General features: G+C 71.4%; 17 protein-coding genes. 5 read left to right on the forward strand and 12 right to left on the reverse strand.

What is annotated here, in order from left to right; genetic code table 11:
- Window positions 1-10 precede the first annotated feature (10 nt).
- From BJ982_RS03830 to xylB, 9 genes are all read right to left on the reverse strand, one after another.
- Entirely contained in the window at window positions 11-517 is a 507-nt protein-coding gene (locus BJ982_RS03830; RefSeq protein ID WP_184876605.1) for a hypothetical protein, read from the reverse strand.
- Complete coding sequence (locus BJ982_RS03835) at window positions 510-1268, reverse strand: SDR family oxidoreductase (RefSeq protein ID WP_184876607.1); 759 nt, start codon at window positions 1266-1268, stop codon at window positions 510-512. Before BJ982_RS03835 ends, BJ982_RS03830 begins: the two co-directional genes overlap by 8 nt.
- A gap of 12 nt (window positions 1269-1280) precedes the next feature.
- The gene (locus tag BJ982_RS03840; protein WP_184876609.1) at window positions 1281-1772 is read right to left on the reverse strand and encodes an SET domain-containing protein; all 492 of its coding nucleotides are present in this window, start codon (window positions 1770-1772) and stop codon (window positions 1281-1283) included.
- Window positions 1773-1788: 16 nt separating this feature from the next.
- A complete protein-coding gene (locus tag BJ982_RS03845; RefSeq protein ID WP_184876611.1) occupies window positions 1789-2691 on the reverse strand; it encodes a hypothetical protein in 903 nt (300 codons plus the stop codon).
- Window positions 2692-2862: 171 nt separating this feature from the next.
- Window positions 2863-3318, reverse strand: coding sequence for a DUF742 domain-containing protein (locus BJ982_RS03850; protein WP_239123250.1), 456 nt, complete (start codon window positions 3316-3318; stop codon window positions 2863-2865).
- Window positions 3318-3704, reverse strand: a complete 387-nt coding sequence (locus BJ982_RS03855) for a roadblock/LC7 domain-containing protein (protein WP_184876613.1) — start codon at window positions 3702-3704, stop codon at window positions 3318-3320. Before BJ982_RS03855 ends, BJ982_RS03850 begins: the two co-directional genes overlap by 1 nt.
- Before the next feature lies 1 nt (window position 3705).
- Window positions 3706-5937 (reverse strand): sensor histidine kinase, encoded by a 2232-nt coding sequence (locus tag BJ982_RS03860; protein WP_184876615.1) that lies wholly within the window; start codon window positions 5935-5937, stop codon window positions 3706-3708.
- Window positions 5938-6069: 132 nt separating this feature from the next.
- Window positions 6070-6729, reverse strand: a complete 660-nt coding sequence (locus BJ982_RS03865; RefSeq protein ID WP_184876617.1) for a DUF998 domain-containing protein — start codon at window positions 6727-6729, stop codon at window positions 6070-6072.
- A 77-nt stretch (window positions 6730-6806) separates the two neighbouring features.
- Window positions 6807-8213, reverse strand: coding sequence for a xylulokinase (xylB, locus tag BJ982_RS03870; protein WP_184888415.1), 1407 nt, complete (start codon window positions 8211-8213; stop codon window positions 6807-6809).
- A gap of 148 nt (window positions 8214-8361) precedes the next feature.
- On the opposite strand from xylB, the gene BJ982_RS03875 reads away from it, so the two are divergent.
- Window positions 8362-8886, forward strand: a complete 525-nt coding sequence (locus BJ982_RS03875) for a VOC family protein (protein WP_239123248.1) — start codon at window positions 8362-8364, stop codon at window positions 8884-8886.
- An 8-nt stretch (window positions 8887-8894) separates the two neighbouring features.
- Here BJ982_RS03875 and BJ982_RS03880 read toward each other — a convergent pair whose 3' ends face one another.
- Together BJ982_RS03880 and BJ982_RS03885 are read right to left on the reverse strand one after the other, a co-directional pair.
- Window positions 8895-9317, reverse strand: a complete 423-nt coding sequence (locus tag BJ982_RS03880; RefSeq protein WP_311772305.1) for an STAS domain-containing protein — start codon at window positions 9315-9317, stop codon at window positions 8895-8897.
- 40 nt (window positions 9318-9357) lie between these two features.
- Window positions 9358-10623 carry a styrene monooxygenase/indole monooxygenase family protein gene (locus BJ982_RS03885; RefSeq protein WP_184876621.1) on the reverse strand — a complete coding sequence of 422 codons (1266 nt, stop codon included), beginning with the start codon at window positions 10621-10623 and terminating at the stop codon, window positions 9358-9360.
- Between the two features lie 250 nt (window positions 10624-10873).
- On the opposite strand from BJ982_RS03885, the gene BJ982_RS03890 reads away from it, so the two are divergent.
- Window positions 10874-11452, forward strand: a complete 579-nt coding sequence (locus BJ982_RS03890; protein ID WP_184876622.1) for a DsbA family protein — start codon at window positions 10874-10876, stop codon at window positions 11450-11452.
- 404 nt (window positions 11453-11856) lie between these two features.
- On the opposite strand, the gene BJ982_RS03895 is transcribed toward BJ982_RS03890, so the two are convergent.
- Entirely contained in the window at window positions 11857-12849 is a 993-nt protein-coding gene (locus BJ982_RS03895; protein ID WP_184876624.1) for a zinc-binding dehydrogenase, read from the reverse strand.
- An 89-nt stretch (window positions 12850-12938) separates the two neighbouring features.
- On the opposite strand from BJ982_RS03895, the gene BJ982_RS03900 reads away from it, so the two are divergent.
- The 3 genes from BJ982_RS03900 to BJ982_RS03910 all read left to right on the forward strand — a co-directional run bounded on the left by BJ982_RS03900 (window position 12939) and on the right by BJ982_RS03910 (window position 16968).
- Window positions 12939-13598, forward strand: coding sequence for a TetR/AcrR family transcriptional regulator (locus tag BJ982_RS03900; protein ID WP_203959258.1), 660 nt, complete (start codon window positions 12939-12941; stop codon window positions 13596-13598).
- Between the two features lie 119 nt (window positions 13599-13717).
- Window positions 13718-15316: a carboxylesterase/lipase family protein gene (locus BJ982_RS03905; RefSeq protein WP_184876626.1), complete on the forward strand. Its 1599-nt coding sequence runs from the start codon at window positions 13718-13720 to the stop codon at window positions 15314-15316.
- Window positions 15317-15324: 8 nt separating this feature from the next.
- Window positions 15325-16968 carry an outer membrane protein assembly factor BamB family protein gene (locus BJ982_RS03910; protein WP_184876628.1) on the forward strand — a complete coding sequence of 548 codons (1644 nt, stop codon included), beginning with the start codon at window positions 15325-15327 and terminating at the stop codon, window positions 16966-16968.
- The last annotated feature ends 4 nt before the right edge of the window (window positions 16969-16972 follow it).

Raw genomic sequence — 16972 nt, forward strand, 5'->3', positions numbered from 1 at the left:
CGACCGTACGCTACGCGATCCCGGCGGGGCCGGACTTCAGGTAGGCCTCGGAGATCGACGGCCACGGTATGCCCGGAGCGTCGCGGCTGCCGTCCACCAGTCCTTTGAAAAGGGAGATCTCTCCCTGTGCGACCGGAAGCTCGTGAATGGACCACAGCGGCTCCCGCATGTCCAGCCGCTCCAACCGTGCGATCTCATGACCGTACGCGTACCAGCCCGCCGCGAAGATCTCCGGCATGTCCACCCACAGGCCATAGTGACAGAGGCCGACGGCCAGACCACGGCGTCCGAAATGGCACTGCAAGAAGCCGAACTTGAGATAGTCGAATTCGTCCGAGCGTCCCGATCGTTCGAGGTCGCTGATGCATATGCGCGCGATGTACTCCGCCAGGTCACCGTCTGACGCCTCACGGTGCGCCGCCACGGAGTACGAGTAGAGCTTCACTCTCCACCCGAACTCGCGCACCTCGCACAGGCCCATATATCGCGCCGGCCGGGGACGGAGGGCCTCATTCATGAATGTCCCCCTCCATCGGACGCACGATGATCTCCTCCACCACCGCCTGCTCGCTGAGGTCCAGGCAGGCGGACAGGAGCGTGCCGATGTCACTGGGCCGAAGGAGGCGGTCCGGGGGAAGCTCCTCGCCCTCCCACATGTCCGTGAGCGTTCCTCCGGGCGAGATGAAGGTCACGCCGATTCTCTCGGCGGCGAGTTCCCGGCGCAGATTGACGGCCAGGCCGCGAAGCCCCACCTTCGCGACTCCGTAGCTCGGCACCATCGGGTAGGGCTCGTACGCGGCGGTCGAGCCCGTCATGAATATTCTGGGCCGCTTCCCTCGCCGAAGACACGGAATCAGCTCGCGGGCCGCCACCAGGTAAGAGTTCAGGTTGACATTGAGATCGTGAATGTAGTCGACGACCTTGATCTCCAGCAGGGATCCATCGGTGTAGGTGCCGGCGTTCAACACCAGCACATCGAGTGCGCGACCGCCGGCCGCCGAATCCCTCCATACGGAGAGCTTGTCGGCCAAGCCCTGCAGATCAGCCAGATCATGGGCGATCGCGTCGAACCTGCATTGGGGGTACCGGCCGACGACGAATCGCGACAGTTCACGAATATGTGAGCCATGCGCGGCGAGCACGGTGAGCTCATCCAAGCGGGGCAGGATCGCCTCGACGATGGCTCTTCCGATACCACGGGTCCCACCCGTGACAAATGCCCTCATCGCCACCGTTCCCGTCATCTGATAACCGCGCCGCGACATCATCGGGTGACGATGCTACGACGACCCCATTAATCCATGGATCCGCCGCCGAATGAACGGGGCCGACCATTGGACAAGATGTGGATGACGCTCGAACAGCCGCCAGTCCTGACCTGTGACACGTCGGCGGCACCGCGCGGACTCGCAGTCGCACGCGTTCTTCATCACGTACCCCGGATCGGCCTCCCAGTAGGCGTAGTCGACCGTCAGCTCCTCACCCGTGGCGATATCGCACAACGTCACCAGATTGACGGCGTCGGTCATCCCGAGATTGGGTGAACACGAGTGGTTGAGGTAGTCGGACAAGTCTTTGCCGACCATCGGGTGCCCGCCGAGCAGCACGAACTCCGCGACACCCACCGCGGAGCCCGGTTGCACGGCGTCCACGTCATAGCGGGCCGACAACGGGAAAAGGTGGCCGCCGAACCTGATGACGGCATGACCTGCCGGTATCGGCCCCACCGTGAAGACGCCGTGTCCGTGTATCGCCGACGCCGCGATCGTCAAGTCCGCGTGGATCCAGCTATTCAGATCCGGAGGGGCCGACCTCAGCATAAGATCTGACTCTCTCGTAGAGGTCTGATATGTACGAGACATAGCCACCATGTATTCCGAGATCCAAGAACGTTCTCAGATAGATGTCGTAGTATATGGACTCGACAAGCCGGAGATAGTCCTTAGTGGACATGACGGATATCACGTCGGGAGTGGAGATCACGAACAGATCCGCAGGAGTTTCCGTGGCCCTGCCCAACGATTCCATTTCCATATCCGGCTGAACGTACGATATGGGAGCCCTCCGCACGGCCAGGCCACGTACACGGGCGTACTCGACGAACAGGCGGGCCTTGGCACGCGACCTGCCCGAGCCGGAAAGGGGCGGAGCTATCTCGAATACCGTGGTGAACGGATCACGCAGCACATGCCCGAGCTGCCTGCGGGCGGCCTCTATGAGGCTGTGGCTCACGCTCCCCGGCGGGGTGTCGGCGCGGTTGGCGGCACCGAGGTAGGCGATGAACGCGTAATTCCGATGCCGGCTGACGAGCATGCTGAGAAACCCGACGACCGCACCGCCGCGTACCGCGAGATAGAGCCGATAGGCGACAGGATGCATGGTCGCCTGTGATCCGCCGTCACGGACCAGCCGGCCGGACCGCCAGGCCCCCCTCCGCGCCGCATGCCGGAGAATGATATTCGGTGCGATCTGCTGATCTTCGGGAATGAGTCCGCAATAGAGCGCACAGAACTGGTCCGCGTACTTCTGGCTCGTCCGGCCTCCGTACGTCACGACCCGCAGTCGCCCGCTCGGCGACATCCGCCTGCGGATGACATACGCGGCGACGGCCAGAGTGACACCCCCCGCCACCTCGGCATAGTAGCTCGACAGCACAGCGTCGATAATTGCAGAGTGGACAGGAAGGAGCATCGAAGACCTCCTCGAATACTCCCGAGTATGGCGCGTCCGGCGGTTATCTGGCTACCTAGCGCAAGTGGGAATGCCCGATTATGTCCTATCAATCCCGCGCGATATCGGTTCAGGCCTGCCCTTTAGCCTGGAAAGCTCCCACGGGCGCGGTCGGGATCTGTCCCGAGGGCGTCACAGGGCCTGGAGGCCCTTGAGTACCTCGTGGAGGAGGGAAGGGTCGTGGGTCAGAGGGGCGGGGGCCGGGGGGTGGACGGTGAGGAGGTCGCGGGCGTGGAGGTCGGAGAGGAGGAGGCGGACGACGCCGAGGGGGAGGGTCACCTCGGCGGCCAGTTCGACCAGGCGTCTCGGCCTTCGGGCGAGGTCAAGGATGCGGTGGTGCTCCGGGCCGAGCCCGGTCGGCAGGAAGACGTCGGCCGACGGGCGGCCCGCGGCGCGGGTCGCGGGCTCCTCGGGCCAGGCCGCGGCGGCGGTCGTGGTGACGATCGCGAGGAGGTCGAAGTCGGCGGCGGGGGGCGGTGTCCTGCCTCCGGTGAGGGCGTACGGGCGCAGGACCGGGCCGTCGTCGATCCAGTCCATCTCGTCGTCCATGACGATCCGTCCCTTGAGCGCCGGATACTGCCCGTCCATCACGTCATGCCCCTTGGGTGGGTGGTGAGGTGGCGGCCCATGCGGGCGACGAGGTGGGCCATCTCGTAGGCGATGAGGCCGGCGTCCGCCCGCATTCCGCTGAGGACGGCCAGGCAGCTCCCGTCGCCGGCCGCGGAGACGAACAGCAGCGCCGCCTCCATCTCCACGATGGTCTGGCGGACGGCGCCGCCCTCGAAGCGCATGGCGGTGCCTTTGGCGAGGCTCTGGAAGGCGGCCGCGACGGCCGAGAGATGCTCGGCGTCCTCCCGTAGCAGTCCCCCCGAGGCGGCCACGCGCAGGCCGTCGTTGGACAGGATGATCGCGTGGCGCACGTCCGTCACCCGCGCCACGAAGTCGTCCAGCAGCCAGTTGAGCTCTGTCGACATCTCACACCTCCTCGCCGTCTCGTTCGCCGTCGGCGCGTCCGCGCCGCCAGCCGGATTGCAGGGAACTCAGCAACGCCCTGGCTTCCTCGGGGGTTCGCTCCTCCGGCGCCCGGGGCCGCTCCTGCCGGGACTGAGCCGCGGGGCTCTTCTTACGGACCCGCCGGGGCAGCCCCCCGCCCGGGGAACCCGAGGAACCTGAGGAACCCGGCGCATCCGAGGAGTTCGAGGAATCCGCAGAGGAGAAGGCGGGGTCCGGGACCGCGTCGCCGGGGTCGGGCCCCGTCCCGGGAAGCCGGGTGGGGACGGGGGTGAGGGCGCGGGGGCGGGTGGGGGGGTCGGCGGCGTGGTGGACGGTGATCAAGGGATCGGGGAGGAGGACGATCGCCGTGGTGCCGCCGTACGCGGAGCCGCGCAGCTCGACACGGATGTCGTGCCGGGACGCCAGGCGGGCGACGACGTGCAGGCCGAGCCGGTCGGTCTCGGTGGGGTCGAACTCGGGCGGGCTGGAGAGCTTGGCGTTCAGCGCGCGCTGCTCCTCGTCGGTGAGGCCGAGCCCGCGGTCCTCGATCTCCACCGCCAGGCCGCGCGCGACCAGCTCGCCGCGCACGGTGACGTCGGTGGCGGCCGGGGAGAACCTGGTGGCGTTCTCGACCAGTTCGGCGCACAGGTGGATGACGTCGGCGGCGGCGGCGCGCGCGATCGTGACGTTCGGCATGGGCAGCACGCGCACCCGCGTGTAGTCCTCGACCTCGGCCACGGCGGCGCGCAGGGCGTCGATGGCGGCCACGTCCTCGCGGTAGGTGCGCCCGGGGTTGCCGCCGGCGAGGACGACGAGGCCCTCGGCGTGCCGGCGCATGCGCGTGGTGAGGTGGTCGACGCGGAACAGGTCGCGCAGGACGTCGGGGTCCTCGACCGTGCGTTGCAGGCTGTCGAGCACCTTGAGCTGGGCCTGGAGCAGCGTCTGGTTGCGCCGCGCGAGGTTGCGCAGGACCTTGCCGGAGGTGTCGCGGACGCGGGCCTGCTCGGCGGCGCTGTGGACGGCGGTGCGCTGGACGGTGCCGAACGCCGTGCCGACGTCGCGCACCTCGGTGGTGGTGGAGCGCACGGTGATCGTCGGCGCCTCGGCGTCGGCGTCGACCTGTTCGCCGCGCCGCAGGCGCGCGATGAGGCGCGGCAGCCGTACGGCGGCCAGGTCGGCGGCCGAGTTCCTCAGCTCGGTGAGCTCCCTGCTCAGGCCGCTGCCCACGCGGACGGCGACGATGAGCGAGGTGACGACGGCGAGCAGCCCGAGCACGCCGGCGATCCCGGCGCGGAGGAAGGCGCCGACGGCCATCGGCCGGGCGGCGGCGACGAGGGCCTCGCCCGCCTGGGTGAGCGTCCGCTGGTAGGAGCCGTCCACCTCGTCGGTGACCGACCGCAACAGCGCGTGGGAGTATTCGAGGCCGGCCCCGGTCACCAGCGCGTCCTCCATCGCGGCGAGCCGGTGGAAGGACGCGGAGGCCGCCAGCGCGTCGAAGGGTTCGCGGACGCCGGCCGGCAGCTCGGTGAGGGCCTGTTCGAACAGGAAGCGGCGGGTGGTGACGAGGCGGGCGAACAGCCGCTGCTCGGCGGGGAGCATCGCCCGGCCGGAGATCAGGGCCCCGGCGGCGAGCGCGCGTTCCCGGGTGAGGAACTCCTTGGAGTAGGCCATCGAGATGAGGCCGCGCGAGCGCTGGTGGATCGACACGTCGTTGACGACGCTCATGCTGGTGACGAGCCGGTGCATGGCGTCGGAGAACTTGGCGAAGTCGCGGGTGAGCGAGGGCAGGTCCACCGAGCCGACGTCGACGGCGGAGCGGGTGGCGTCGATCCGGTCCATCGCGGCCATCGCGTCGGCGAAGCCGGTCCGCATGGCGGGGGTGGAGAGGGCGTCCTGGGCGTCGGGGCCGAGGGCGAGCCGCCGCATGCGCTCGCGGTACTCGTCGGTGCGCTGCCGCTGCTCGATCAGCGCGTCACGGTTGCGCTGGGAGCGGGCGCCGAGGTACTCGGCGGAGAGCACGTGCTCGTGCTGGAGGGCGACGGTGAGGTCCTCGGCGGGCCTGCCGACGTTGTCGTAGAGGGCTGAGACCGAGAGCAGGTTGGTGGACTCCCGCGTCGTGACCGCGGCCCCGAAGATCCACAGGGCGGCGAGGGAGAGGAGCGGGATCACGAGAAGGGCGGTGATCTTGAATCGGATGGACCTGCTCGATGCCATGACACCTCATCGGTCGGCGGGGTGCCGTAACGGACCGGCAGCCGAGGGTGAAGATCGCCGATGAGACTAGCACCGTGACGGGTGCTCTTCTTGATGAATTTGTGATATTTGGTGAATTTATCCCTTCGGGGGCTAGTGTCGGCTTAGGACCGCTGTCGCACTTCCTGCGCCCCTTGCGGCATTTTCCAGACCGGCCCTGGCGCCGCTCACCGACTCCAGCCAGACCATCCGCACGAGCCACACCAGCGGGACCGCGACGACCGCGATGTCCACCGTGAACAGCGCCCACTGCACGAGCCCCACCATGCCCTGGTGGCCCGGCAGCGTCACGTAGATCAACGCCGCGAGACCGCCGCCCGCGCCGAGCGCCAGCCACTCCAGCGGCCGGGCCGCCGCCGTCCAGCGCGCGTCCTCGCCGAAGCGGCGCACCATCAGCGCCGAGGCCCCGGCCATGCACATCAGGGCCACCGCCACCAGCACGTCCGTCGCGACGGTGCCGGGCAGCACGGCGGCGCCGGTCAGCGCGCCCGCCCAGCCGAGCATCAGGCGCTCGGGCCACCCCGAGACGGGCGCCCGCACGGCCCGCAGGCCCGCCAGCAACGGCAGGACCGACAACCCGAACAGGGCCAGCGCGATCGCGGTGTACCCGTCGTGCTCCAGCGCCGCGTACCGGCCGATCGTCAGGTCGACGCGGTCGTACGGGGCGTCGAGCTGGCCGGCCGCGAGCATGGCCGCCCCGGCCAGCATGCCGGAGGCGGCGATCAAGGGGTAAAGCCTTCTGAGGGGCAGCATGTGATCCAGACTGCCCCGAAACGGCGCCGCGAACATCAGGTGCCGCCCCTGATCCGACCCCTGAGAACGCCTCAGGGTCACTCGGGGACGCACCCCCGGGCCGCCTCGGCGTACCGCGCCCTGACCTCGGGCCGGGGGTCGGCCTCGTACGTCCGGGTCGCCCCCGTCGCCCAGGCCGGCGGCTCCGCCGACCCCGCGAGCAGCCAGGCCGCCTGCCGCGCGGCCCCGTCGGCGACGTACTCCCCCGGCTCCGGCACCAGCACGGGGCGCCCGAACACCGACGGCGCGACGCGGCGCACCGCCTCGGACCTGGCGCCGCCACCGATGAGCAGCACCCGGGCCGGGTCGAGGCCGAGCGCGTCCAGCGCGTCGGCGAGCCCGCAGAGCATGCCCTCCACCGCCGCGCGGGCGAAGTGGGCGGAGGTGGAGTTGGCCATCCGCAGCCCGTGCACCGAGCCGGTGGCCCCGGGCCGGTTCGGCGTCCGTTCGCCCTCCAGGTACGGCACCAGGACCAGGCCGTCCGCACCGGGCGGCGCCTGGAGCGCCAGGTCGGACAGCCCCGCGGCGGTGACGCCGAGGACGCCGGCCGCCGCGTCCAGCACGCGGGCGGCGTTGAGGGTGGCGACCAGGGGGAGGAAGCGGCCGGTCGCGTCCGCGAAGCCGGCCACGGCGCCGGACTCGTCCGACGACGGCTCGCCGGCGACCGCGAACACCGTCCCCGAGGTGCCGATGGAGACGACCACGTCTCCGGGACGGGCGCCGACGCCGAGCGCGGCGGCCATGTTGTCCCCGGTGCCCGCCGCGAGCCGTACGCCCTCGGCGGCGCCCGCCGTGAGCGTCGCGCCCCGGCCCGCCTCGCCCGCCGGTCCCAGCACGCGGGGCACGTGCGCGCGGTGGCCGAGTGCCCGTTCCAGCAGGTCGAAGCGGTAGAAGCCGGTGGCGGGCGACCAGTAGCCCGTGCCGGAGGCGTCGCCGCGGTCGGTGGTGAGGGCCTCGACGCCGGGCGCTCCGGCGAGGCGCCAGGTCAGCCAGTCGTGGGGCAGGCACACGGCCGCCGTGCGGGCCGCGTTGCCGGGTTCGTGCTCGGCCAGCCAGCGCAGCTTGGTCACGGTGAACGACGCCAGGGGCACGCTGCCCACGGCCTCGGCCCACGCCCGGGGCCCGCCCAGTTCGGTGACCAGGTCGCGGGCGGCGCGGGCGGACCGGGTGTCGTTCCAGAGCAGCGCGTCCCTGACGACCTCGCCGCGTTCGTCCAGGCAGACCATGCCGTGCTGCTGGGCTCCCACGGCGAGCGCGGCCACGTCGCCGAGGCCGCCCGCGTCCTCGATCGCCCGGCCCAGCGCGGTCCACCAGTGGCCGGGATCGACCTCGGTGCCGGGCGGGTGCGGGGCGCGGCCCTCGCGGACCAGGGCCCCGGTCTCTGCGTCCCTGACGACGACCTTGCAGCTCTGCGTCGAGGAGTCGACTCCCGCGACGCGGGTCACCCCTGTGGCTTCCTTCTTGGGTGCGTACGCGTCCACGTCCGGCCCTCCCGAGTCAGTTCATGGTACGGACGGCCGGCGTCGGCCACCTCGCCACCGGGATAGTTGAACTCTCAAATGACTGGGGCTAGAATTAGTTGAGAGTTCAACAATGGGGGAGACCGCCATGCCCGTCCACCGCCTCAACCACGCCGTCCTGTACGTGCGCGACGTCGAGCGCAGCGTCGCCTTCTACGAGCGGGCCCTCGGCTTCCGCGTCGTCATGGGCTTCCCCGGCGCCGCCTTCCTTCAGGCCCCCGGGTCCACCAACGACCACGACCTCGGCCTCTTCCAGCTCGGCAAGGGCGCGGGCCCCTCGCAGGCGGGCAGCGCCACCGTCGGCCTCTACCACCTGGCCTGGGAGGTCGACACGCTGGAGGACCTGGAGCAGACCGCCGTACGGCTGCGCGAGATGGGCGCGCTGGTCGGCGCCTCGGACCACTCCACCACCAAGGCCCTGTACGCCAAGGACCCCGACGGGCTGGAGTTCGAGGTCTCCTGGCTGGTCCCCGCGTCCCTGATCACCGAGGAGACGATCGCCGGGCGCTCCAGCATCCAGCCGCTGGACATCGCCCGCGAGAAGCAGCGCTACGGCGCGACCACCCGGGGCGGGGTCGGCGTCTCGATCGCCGGCTGACCCGCCCGTCAGGGCTCGCAGAGTTCCTTGACGGCCTGCTCGACCGTCTCGCGCGACTGCAGGTGACGCTCCAGGCCGCTGATCCGCATCCGCCGCCGCAGATGGGGAGGGACGGCGGCCAGCAGGAGCCGTCCCTTGGCCGAGGTCACCTGGTTGAACGCGTAGACGAGCGCGCCGAGCCCCGCCGAGTCGCAGAAGCGCACCTCGTGGAGGTCGATGACGACACGGGGACCCTCCTGGTCAGAGGGCCATGCCCCGTCGATGTGGGCGTAGAACATCGGCGTGGCCTCGAAGTCGAACTCGCCCACGACGCTGAGCACGGTGCAATGCTCCAGCCGCTCAACACGGATTTCCACATGAGGCCCGTGCTGTGACGCTGGCATGGAGGTGCGTCCCTTCTTCCGACGTAGCTTTTCGGCGGATCTGTGCATGGTATGCCGCGATCCGGCCTGAATGGCCACTTAGAGATTCTCACACCTCGCCGGTCGCGGGTGAGCCCTCCTCGCTCAAGACCTCTGCCCGGGATGCCAGCAGCGCGTCCACCGCCTCCGGGTCCCCCAGCAGCGCCCAGGCCCGCACCGGGTCACCGAACAGGTTGACGAAGTGGTCGGCCACGAACGGGTCCAGCGCCGCGGCGGCGAACAAGCGAAGCACGTGATCGCCCGGCGCGCCGAGGAACGCGTTCGTCCAGTCGGTCACCGGGCCCGCGACCTTCCACATCTCCGTCGCCAGCGACCGGGCGAACCCCTCGTCGTACGGGCCGCCCCGGGCGATGGCGTCGGCGGTGACCCAGGCGCAGTGCGAGCCGAGGTTGGCGCCCTGCCCGGTGATCGGGTCGTTGGTGACCCACGCGTCCCCGATGGCCAGGGCGACCCGCCCGCTCGGCAGCGTCGCGAAGGGCCTGCGGACGACCGGCGTCACCCCGCCCTGCAGCACGTCGTCCGGGCCCACCAGGTCGAACGCGCCGGGCTCGATCCGCTCGGCGAGGCGGGGGGCGTGCTCGGCCAGCGTCTTCTCCAGCAGGTGGAGGAACAGGCCGGGGTCATCGCGGTAGGACAGCTTGGTCACCGGCTCGATCGGGCCGCCCGGGATCGCCTCGACGAGGATCCCGGTGACCAGCCCGCCGTGCGCCACCATCGGCAGCGAGAACACCTCGCCGCCGCCGGGCGACACGTTGTAGCTGAAGAAGTCACCCGTCGTCATCCCCGCGTACAGGCCAGCGAGCAGCGAGCGCTGCGGGCGGTCGTAGGGGGAGCGGCGCCCGTCGCGGGGGAACAGCTCGGCCACCGAGCGGCGGCCCGCCGCCACGACCATCAGCTCGTGCCCGGCCGACCAGGCGTCCACCTCGCGCGCGCCCGGCGGCTCCGGCGTCACCACGACCCGCCCGCCGCGCGCGGTGTAGTCCTCGTACAGGGCCGGCAGCAGGACGCGGAAGTCGGCCGCGTGGAAGGGATCGGCCAGCGTCCCGCGGAACTCCAGCGGCGGCGCGCCGCCGATGTGCAAGCGGGCGCCGCCGACCAGGCTGCCCTCCAGCCTGCCGTGGACGCTGCCGAGGATCTCCTCGCGCTCCTGGGCGCGCCGCATGCGCGCGACCGTGTTCGGCAGCCGGCCCGCGCGCATCTCGTCGGCCGTCTTCTCGGCGTACAAGGTCACCTCGACGCCGAGCTGCTGCAGGCGCAGGGCCAGCGTGAGCCCCGAGATCCCGGTGCCCACGATGCCGATGCCACTGCTGGTCATCTTCCGTCTCCTTCCTTTCCCGTCGATTCAGGAGCAGGTCTCTTGGCATGCGGTCAACGAAAACTTGGCGTACGGTCGGCGTCGCCATCGTGGCTGGTCGGCGCGTAACGGCCTGGCGTTTTCCCGCCGAACGGAACCCCCGGATCATGCCCGGCACACTTTGTTCGATCTTTGTGCCCGCGGGAGAACACCGAGGCCCGGACCGGTCGTTGTACTGGTGAGTGCCCCATAACGCCCGGGAAGGAATCGCATGAGCATTCCCGACGGCCCGGACGGTCCACCCGTCCCGGTACCCGCGGGCGCCACCAACACCGGGGACGGCATCGTCCACGGCGTCGGCCCCGTCACGGTGGACGCCTACATCGACTTCCAGTGCCCGTTCTGCAAGCAGTTCGCGCTCACCTCGGGCCCGACCCTGGACAAGCTGGTGGAGAGCCGCGCGATCACGCTGGTGTACCACCCGATGGCCTTCCTGGACGCCGCGTCCACCAACCGGTACTCGTCGCGGGCGGCCTCGGCCTCGGGGTGCGCCGCCGACCGCGGCGGGTTTGTGCCGTACCACTACGCGCTGTACGTCGAGCAGCCCCCCGAGGGCGGCCCCGGCCTCAGCGACGACGAGCTGATCGCGCTCGGCCCGGCGGCCGGGGTCGAGGACCCGAGCTTCGTGGTGTGCGTGCGCGCGCACCGGTACGTGGACTGGGCGGCGGCGGTGACGGCGGCGGCCGCGCGGCGCGGGGTGAACGCGACGCCGACGGTCTTCGTCCAGGGCGTGTCCGTCCCGGCCAACCCCCAGATGATCGCTTCAGCGGTCGCCGCGGTCACCGCCTGACCGTCACCGCGGTACCGCCGTGCGGTGCGCTCACCCGTTGAGCACCGCGTTCACCTCCGCCATGCGCTCGTAGTGGCGGGTCCAGTCCGGCTGGCCGGTCATGAGGACGGCCCGCTCGGCGCCCGCCGAGGACCGCGGGGACCCCGACCGTGACCACCGGCGCGGGCCCCCCTCTCGGCGGCCTCCGCGCGCAGCCGCGTGACCTCGCGGGCGAGCGTCCTCGGCGCGATCGCCGAGGGGAACCAGCGTCCCCGTACGCCAGCGCCCGCCGCCGCGCCACCTGCCCGTTCCCCCCGATCAGGATCGGCGGGACGGCGGTGGACGGCGTGAGCCTGGCCTCGGGGCGGCCGGGCTCGTGCGGCAGCACGGTGGGCTCGCTGGCCGGCTCCGATGTGGAGGGACATTCAGCGCTCCTTCGGCACGGACTCGGGCACGGTCAGCAGGGTCTTGCCGAGCGTGGCGCGCGCCTCGATGGCGGCGTGGGCGTCGGCGGCCTTCTCCAGCGGGAACGTCTGCCCGATGACGGGCCGCAGGCGTCCGGCGACGGCCTCGTCCAGCGCGGCGGCGGCCATGGCCGTGATGTCGGCGGGCGAGGCGAACAGCTGCCAGCCGGTGATCAGGGTGAGGCTGCGCGCGAACACCTCGGCGACCGTCGCGTGCGTCACCGTCCCGCCCGCCGCGCCGTACAGCACGAAGCGCCCGCGCGGGGGCAGCAGCTCGAACGCGGCCCGCCCGACGGCCCCGCCGACGCCGTCGAACACGACCTGGACCCCGGCGTCGCCGACGGCCTCGCTTACCCGGACGTCCCAGCCGTCCTCGGCGTAGTTCACGGTGACCTCGGCGCCCAGTTCGGCGGCGAGGTCGAGCTTGCGCGCCGAGCCGGCCGCGGCGACCACCCGGGCTCCGGCGTTGACGGCGAGCTGGACGAGCAGGCTTCCGACCCCGCCGCCCGCCGACTCGACCAGCGCCCACTCGCCGGGCCTGAGCGCCGCCGCCCGGGCGAGACCCATCGCGGTGCGGCCGTCCGCCAGCAGGGCGACGGCCTGGGCGAGCTCCAGCCCCGGCGGCACGGGGATCAGGCCGTCCACGCCCGCCGCGACCCGCTCGGCGTAGCCGCCCGAGCCGCCGAGCGAGGTCACCACGCGCGTCCCCACGAGCCCCGGGTCGGCGCCTGGCCCCACCGCCACGACCGTGCCGCCCACCCCGTTGCCCGGGATGATCGGCAGCCGGGGCAGCGGCACCGGCGCCGACCCCGATCTGACCTGGGTCTCGATGAACGGGATGCCGATCACGGCCACCTCGATCACCACCTGTCCCGGGCCGGGGATCGGCTCGGGGGCCTCCCCCGGCACGAGCACCTCTGGGCCGCCGAACTCCCGTAGCCATACCGCACGCATGACCGCTCCTCTCCTTGGAATCATCTATCGGAGTGAATCGCTCCGACTAACATAACGGAGCAATTCACTCCGTTCGCTAGAATCTCCGGGTGAGCGCGACGAGACAGCCGGAGCCGTCCCGGCGGCGGTGGGGCCGCCAGGCCGAGGCGGAGCGCAACGACCACCTCGTGCTGGAGGCCGCGCGCACCGTCTTCGCCGAACAGGGCGCGGGCGCCCCCATGGCCGCGCTCGCCGAGGAGGCCGGCGTCGGCATCGCGACCTTCTACCGCAGGTACGGCAGCAAGGAGGAACTCCTGCAGCGGCTGTGCCTGCTGTCCATGCGCGAGTCGATCGCCGCCGCCCGCGAGGCGCTCGCCGGCGACGGCGATGGATGGTCGGCCATCGCCCACTACGTCCGCAGATGCGTCGCCGCCCGCGTCGGCGCGCTCGCCCCCGCCGCCGGCACGATCGCCGTCACCGACGAGATGACGGCCGCCGCCGAGCTCGGCCGCGAGCTGATCGAGGAGCTCGCCGCGCGGGGCCGCGCGGACGGCAGCGTGCGCGGCGACCTCGCCCCGCTGGACGTGTCGTATCTGGTCGAGCACCTCAGCAGGATCCCCCGCCGCGCCCCCGAGCAGGCCGGCGTCTGCGACCGTCTGCTCGCCATCGCCCTCGACGGGCTGCGCGCCCCCGCCCGGGTTTCCGACCTGCCCGGAACCCCTCCGACCTGGGAGAACTACGGCGCCCGCTGGTACGAGCGCGCGGAGTAGCGACCCCTGCCGATCACCCCGGCGTTATGGCGCACCGGTATGACCACCGCCATTGATCGATCTGACTCGCCTTGTCATGCTCTGTATGACCCCAAACGATCAGCTGAGGGAAGCGCATCATGAAGCCTAAGTACGGGCTGAGCGCGCTCGTGGCACTCGCGTTGCTCGGCATGATGACTCCAACGCAGGCGGCGTCCCGCTCCGCCCCCGCCTGCGCCCCCGGCACAACGGTCGCCACCGACACCGGACAGGTGTGCGGGACGACCGGCGACGGCGTACGTTCCTGGCTCGGCGTCCCCTACGCCGAACCCCCCGTGGGCGACCTGCGCTGGTCACCCGCCAAGCGGCACGCGCCGTGGACCGACGTCCTGCAGGCCACCGAGCGCGGCAGCGCCTGTCCCCAGGCGGGCGTGCTCGGCCAGCCCTCGGAGAACGAGGACTGCCTCAAGCTCAACATCGCCACACCGGCCGACACCGGCGCGGGAGGGCTCCCCGTCATGGTCGAGTTCCACGGCGGCGGCTTCCGCTTCGGCTCCCCGGGCCCCGGCGCCTACCTGGCCCAGGCCGGGAACGTCGTCCACGTCGGCGTCGGCTACCGGCTCGGCATCTTCGGCTTCCTGTCGCACAAGGCGCTCGGCCCCAACGCGGGCAACTACGCGCTGAGCGACCAGCAGGAGGCCCTGCGCTGGGTGCGCCACAACATCGCCCGCTTCGGCGGCGACCCGCGCAACGTCACGATCTTCGGAGCCAGCGCGGGCGGGTCGAGCGTCTGCGCGCACACCGCCTCGCCCACCGCGGCCGGGCTGTTCCAGAAGGGCATCGTACAGAGCGGCGAGTACAACTCGCTGCGCGGCGGCGACACCACCTGGCAGACGCAGGACTGCAAGTCCGCCCTGCCCACGCAGGCCGAGGCCCAGGCCCAGGGCGCGCGCTTCGCCACCGCGCTCAAGTGCGAGCAGACCGCCGACGTGGCCGCCTGCCTGCGCGCGCTGCCCGTCAAGACTCTGCTCGACCAGTCCTCCGACGGCCTCGCGCCCGACCGCGGGACCCTCGCCCCCATCGTGGACGGCAGGATCCTGACCATGTCCCCCGCGGAGGCGTTCGCGAAGGGCAAGGTCAACAGGGTCGCGCTGATGCACGGGGTGGGACGCGACGAGGTGCAGCTCGCGCCGGCCACGACCCCCGAGCAGTACGAGGCGCTGGTGAAGCAGCAGTACGGGTCCCTCGCGCCCGAGGTGTTCGCCCGCTACCCGCTGAACAGGTTCCCCGAGCCCGCGGCGTTCATCGCCTACCGGACGATCGTGGCGGACAGCAACTCGGTCTGCCCGGCGCTGCTCAACGACGAGCGGCTGTCGCGGCGGATCCCGGTGTACGCGTTCGAGGTCGACAACGCCGACCCGCCGCCGCTGTTCTTCCTCGACCAGACCAAGCCGAACGGCGCCTACCACATCAGCGAGGTCCCGTTCCTGTACGGCCCGCCCCGCTCCGACATCAGCGCCAACCAGCGCACCTTCGGAAACCAGATCGTCGCGCAGTGGACGGGTTTCGCCCGCACCGGCAACCCGACCGTGGACGGCACACCGCTGTGGCCCCGGTACACCCACGGGGACCCGGCCGTCATGTCACTGGTCCCCGCCGGTGACAGCGCGGCCACGCGCGAGATCGCCAGGCAGCACAACTGCGCGTTCTGGAACAGGCACGCGCCCTACGTCGACTAGGAGGGGACATGAACCGCAGACGGCTCTCCCGCGCGGGAGTGGCGCTCGTCGCGCTCTGTCTCACCGTGTTAAGCGCACCATCCGCGACCGGGTCGGTGACGGCCCCGGCGCCACCGTCCGACACGGCGTCCGACACGGCGTCCGAGTTCGGGCACGGCGGTCGCGGCGACTGGCCGATGTGGCAGAAGGACCCCCGCGGCCTGCGCCACAACCCCGACGAGCGCAAGATCACCCCGCAGAACGTGAGCGGCCTCGAACTGAAGTGGGCGTTCGCCTACCCCAGGGCGGCGGGCTTCCCCCGCAGCCAGCCCGCCGTCGTCGGCGACACCGTGTACTTCGGCTCGCCCGACGGCAAGCTGTACGCCCGCGACGCCGCCACCGGCGCGGCCAGGTGGGAGTTCGACCTGACCACCGTCGGCGAGGGCCGCACCTCGGTGCAGGACGGCCCGGCCGTGGCCAGGGGCAAGGTGTACTTCGGCGACAGCCGCGGCTACTTCTACGCCGTCGACCAGCACACCGGCAAGCTGGCCTGGTCGCAGCGGCTCGACGACACCATCACGGCCATCGTGACCAGCTCCCCGCTGGTCCACGGCAACCGGGTGTACGTCGGGGTGTCCAGCGGCGAGAACATCCTCGGCAAGGAGCACGCCTGCTGCACCTTCCGCGGCCACCTCAACGCCCTGGACGCCGACACCGGCAAGCAGATCTGGCGCTTCTACACCACGCCCAAGGCCGAGCAGGACGGCACGTGGCCGAACGGCCAGCCGAAGTACGGGCCGTCCGGGGCCGGGGTGTGGAGCTCGCCCGCCATCGACCCGGTCACCCGCACCGTCTACGTCGGCACCGGCCAGAACTACACCGGCAGCGCCGGGCACTACGACTCGGTGCTCGCCATCAACGCCGACACCGGCCGTCCCCGCTGGACGCGCAAGATGACCGACGTGGACACCTGGCGCATCGAGTGCTCGCTGCCCACGCCCGAGGACCGCCAGTACTGCCCGAACTTCCCCGACGGCACCGCGCTGGACTTCGACCTCGGCGCCTCGCCGAACATCATCAGGGCCCACGGCCGCACGCTGATCGGCATCGGCCAGAAGGCCGGCGTCTTCCACGTTCTCGACGCCCGCACCGGCAAGATCATCTGGCAGCGGCAGCTCTCCACGCCGATGCCCGGCGGCGGCCTGTCCGGCGTGCAGTGGGGCACCAGCTTCGACGGCGAGCGGCTGTACGTCTCGACGTACATGGCCAACCCCGGCACCCTGTTCGCGCTGGACCCGCTGACCGGCCACCTGCTGTGGCAGACCCCGAACCCGTCCGACGGCTGCACCACCGGCGGCGCGGCGCAGTTCCCGAACGTCTGCCGCCTCGGCCACGGCCCGGCCGTGAGCACCACGCCCGGCCTGGTCTGGCTCGGCAGCATGGACGGCAAGCTGCGCGCCTACTCCGCGCGCACCGGCGAGGTGCTGTGGGCCTACGACACCATCCAGAAGGTCCAGGGCGTCAACGGGCTGCCCGGACGCGGCGGCGCGGTGTCGGGCGGCGGCGGCGCCGTGGTCTCGCACGGCATGGTGTACGTCCAGTCCGGCTACTTCTTCACCCCCTACCCGAACCCGGACGGCTCGGTCTTCCTCGCCTTCGGCCTGAAGTCCTGACGTT

The organism is Sphaerisporangium siamense, from assembly GCF_014205275.1.
Lineage (GTDB): Bacteria > Actinomycetota > Actinomycetes > Streptosporangiales > Streptosporangiaceae > Sphaerisporangium > Sphaerisporangium siamense.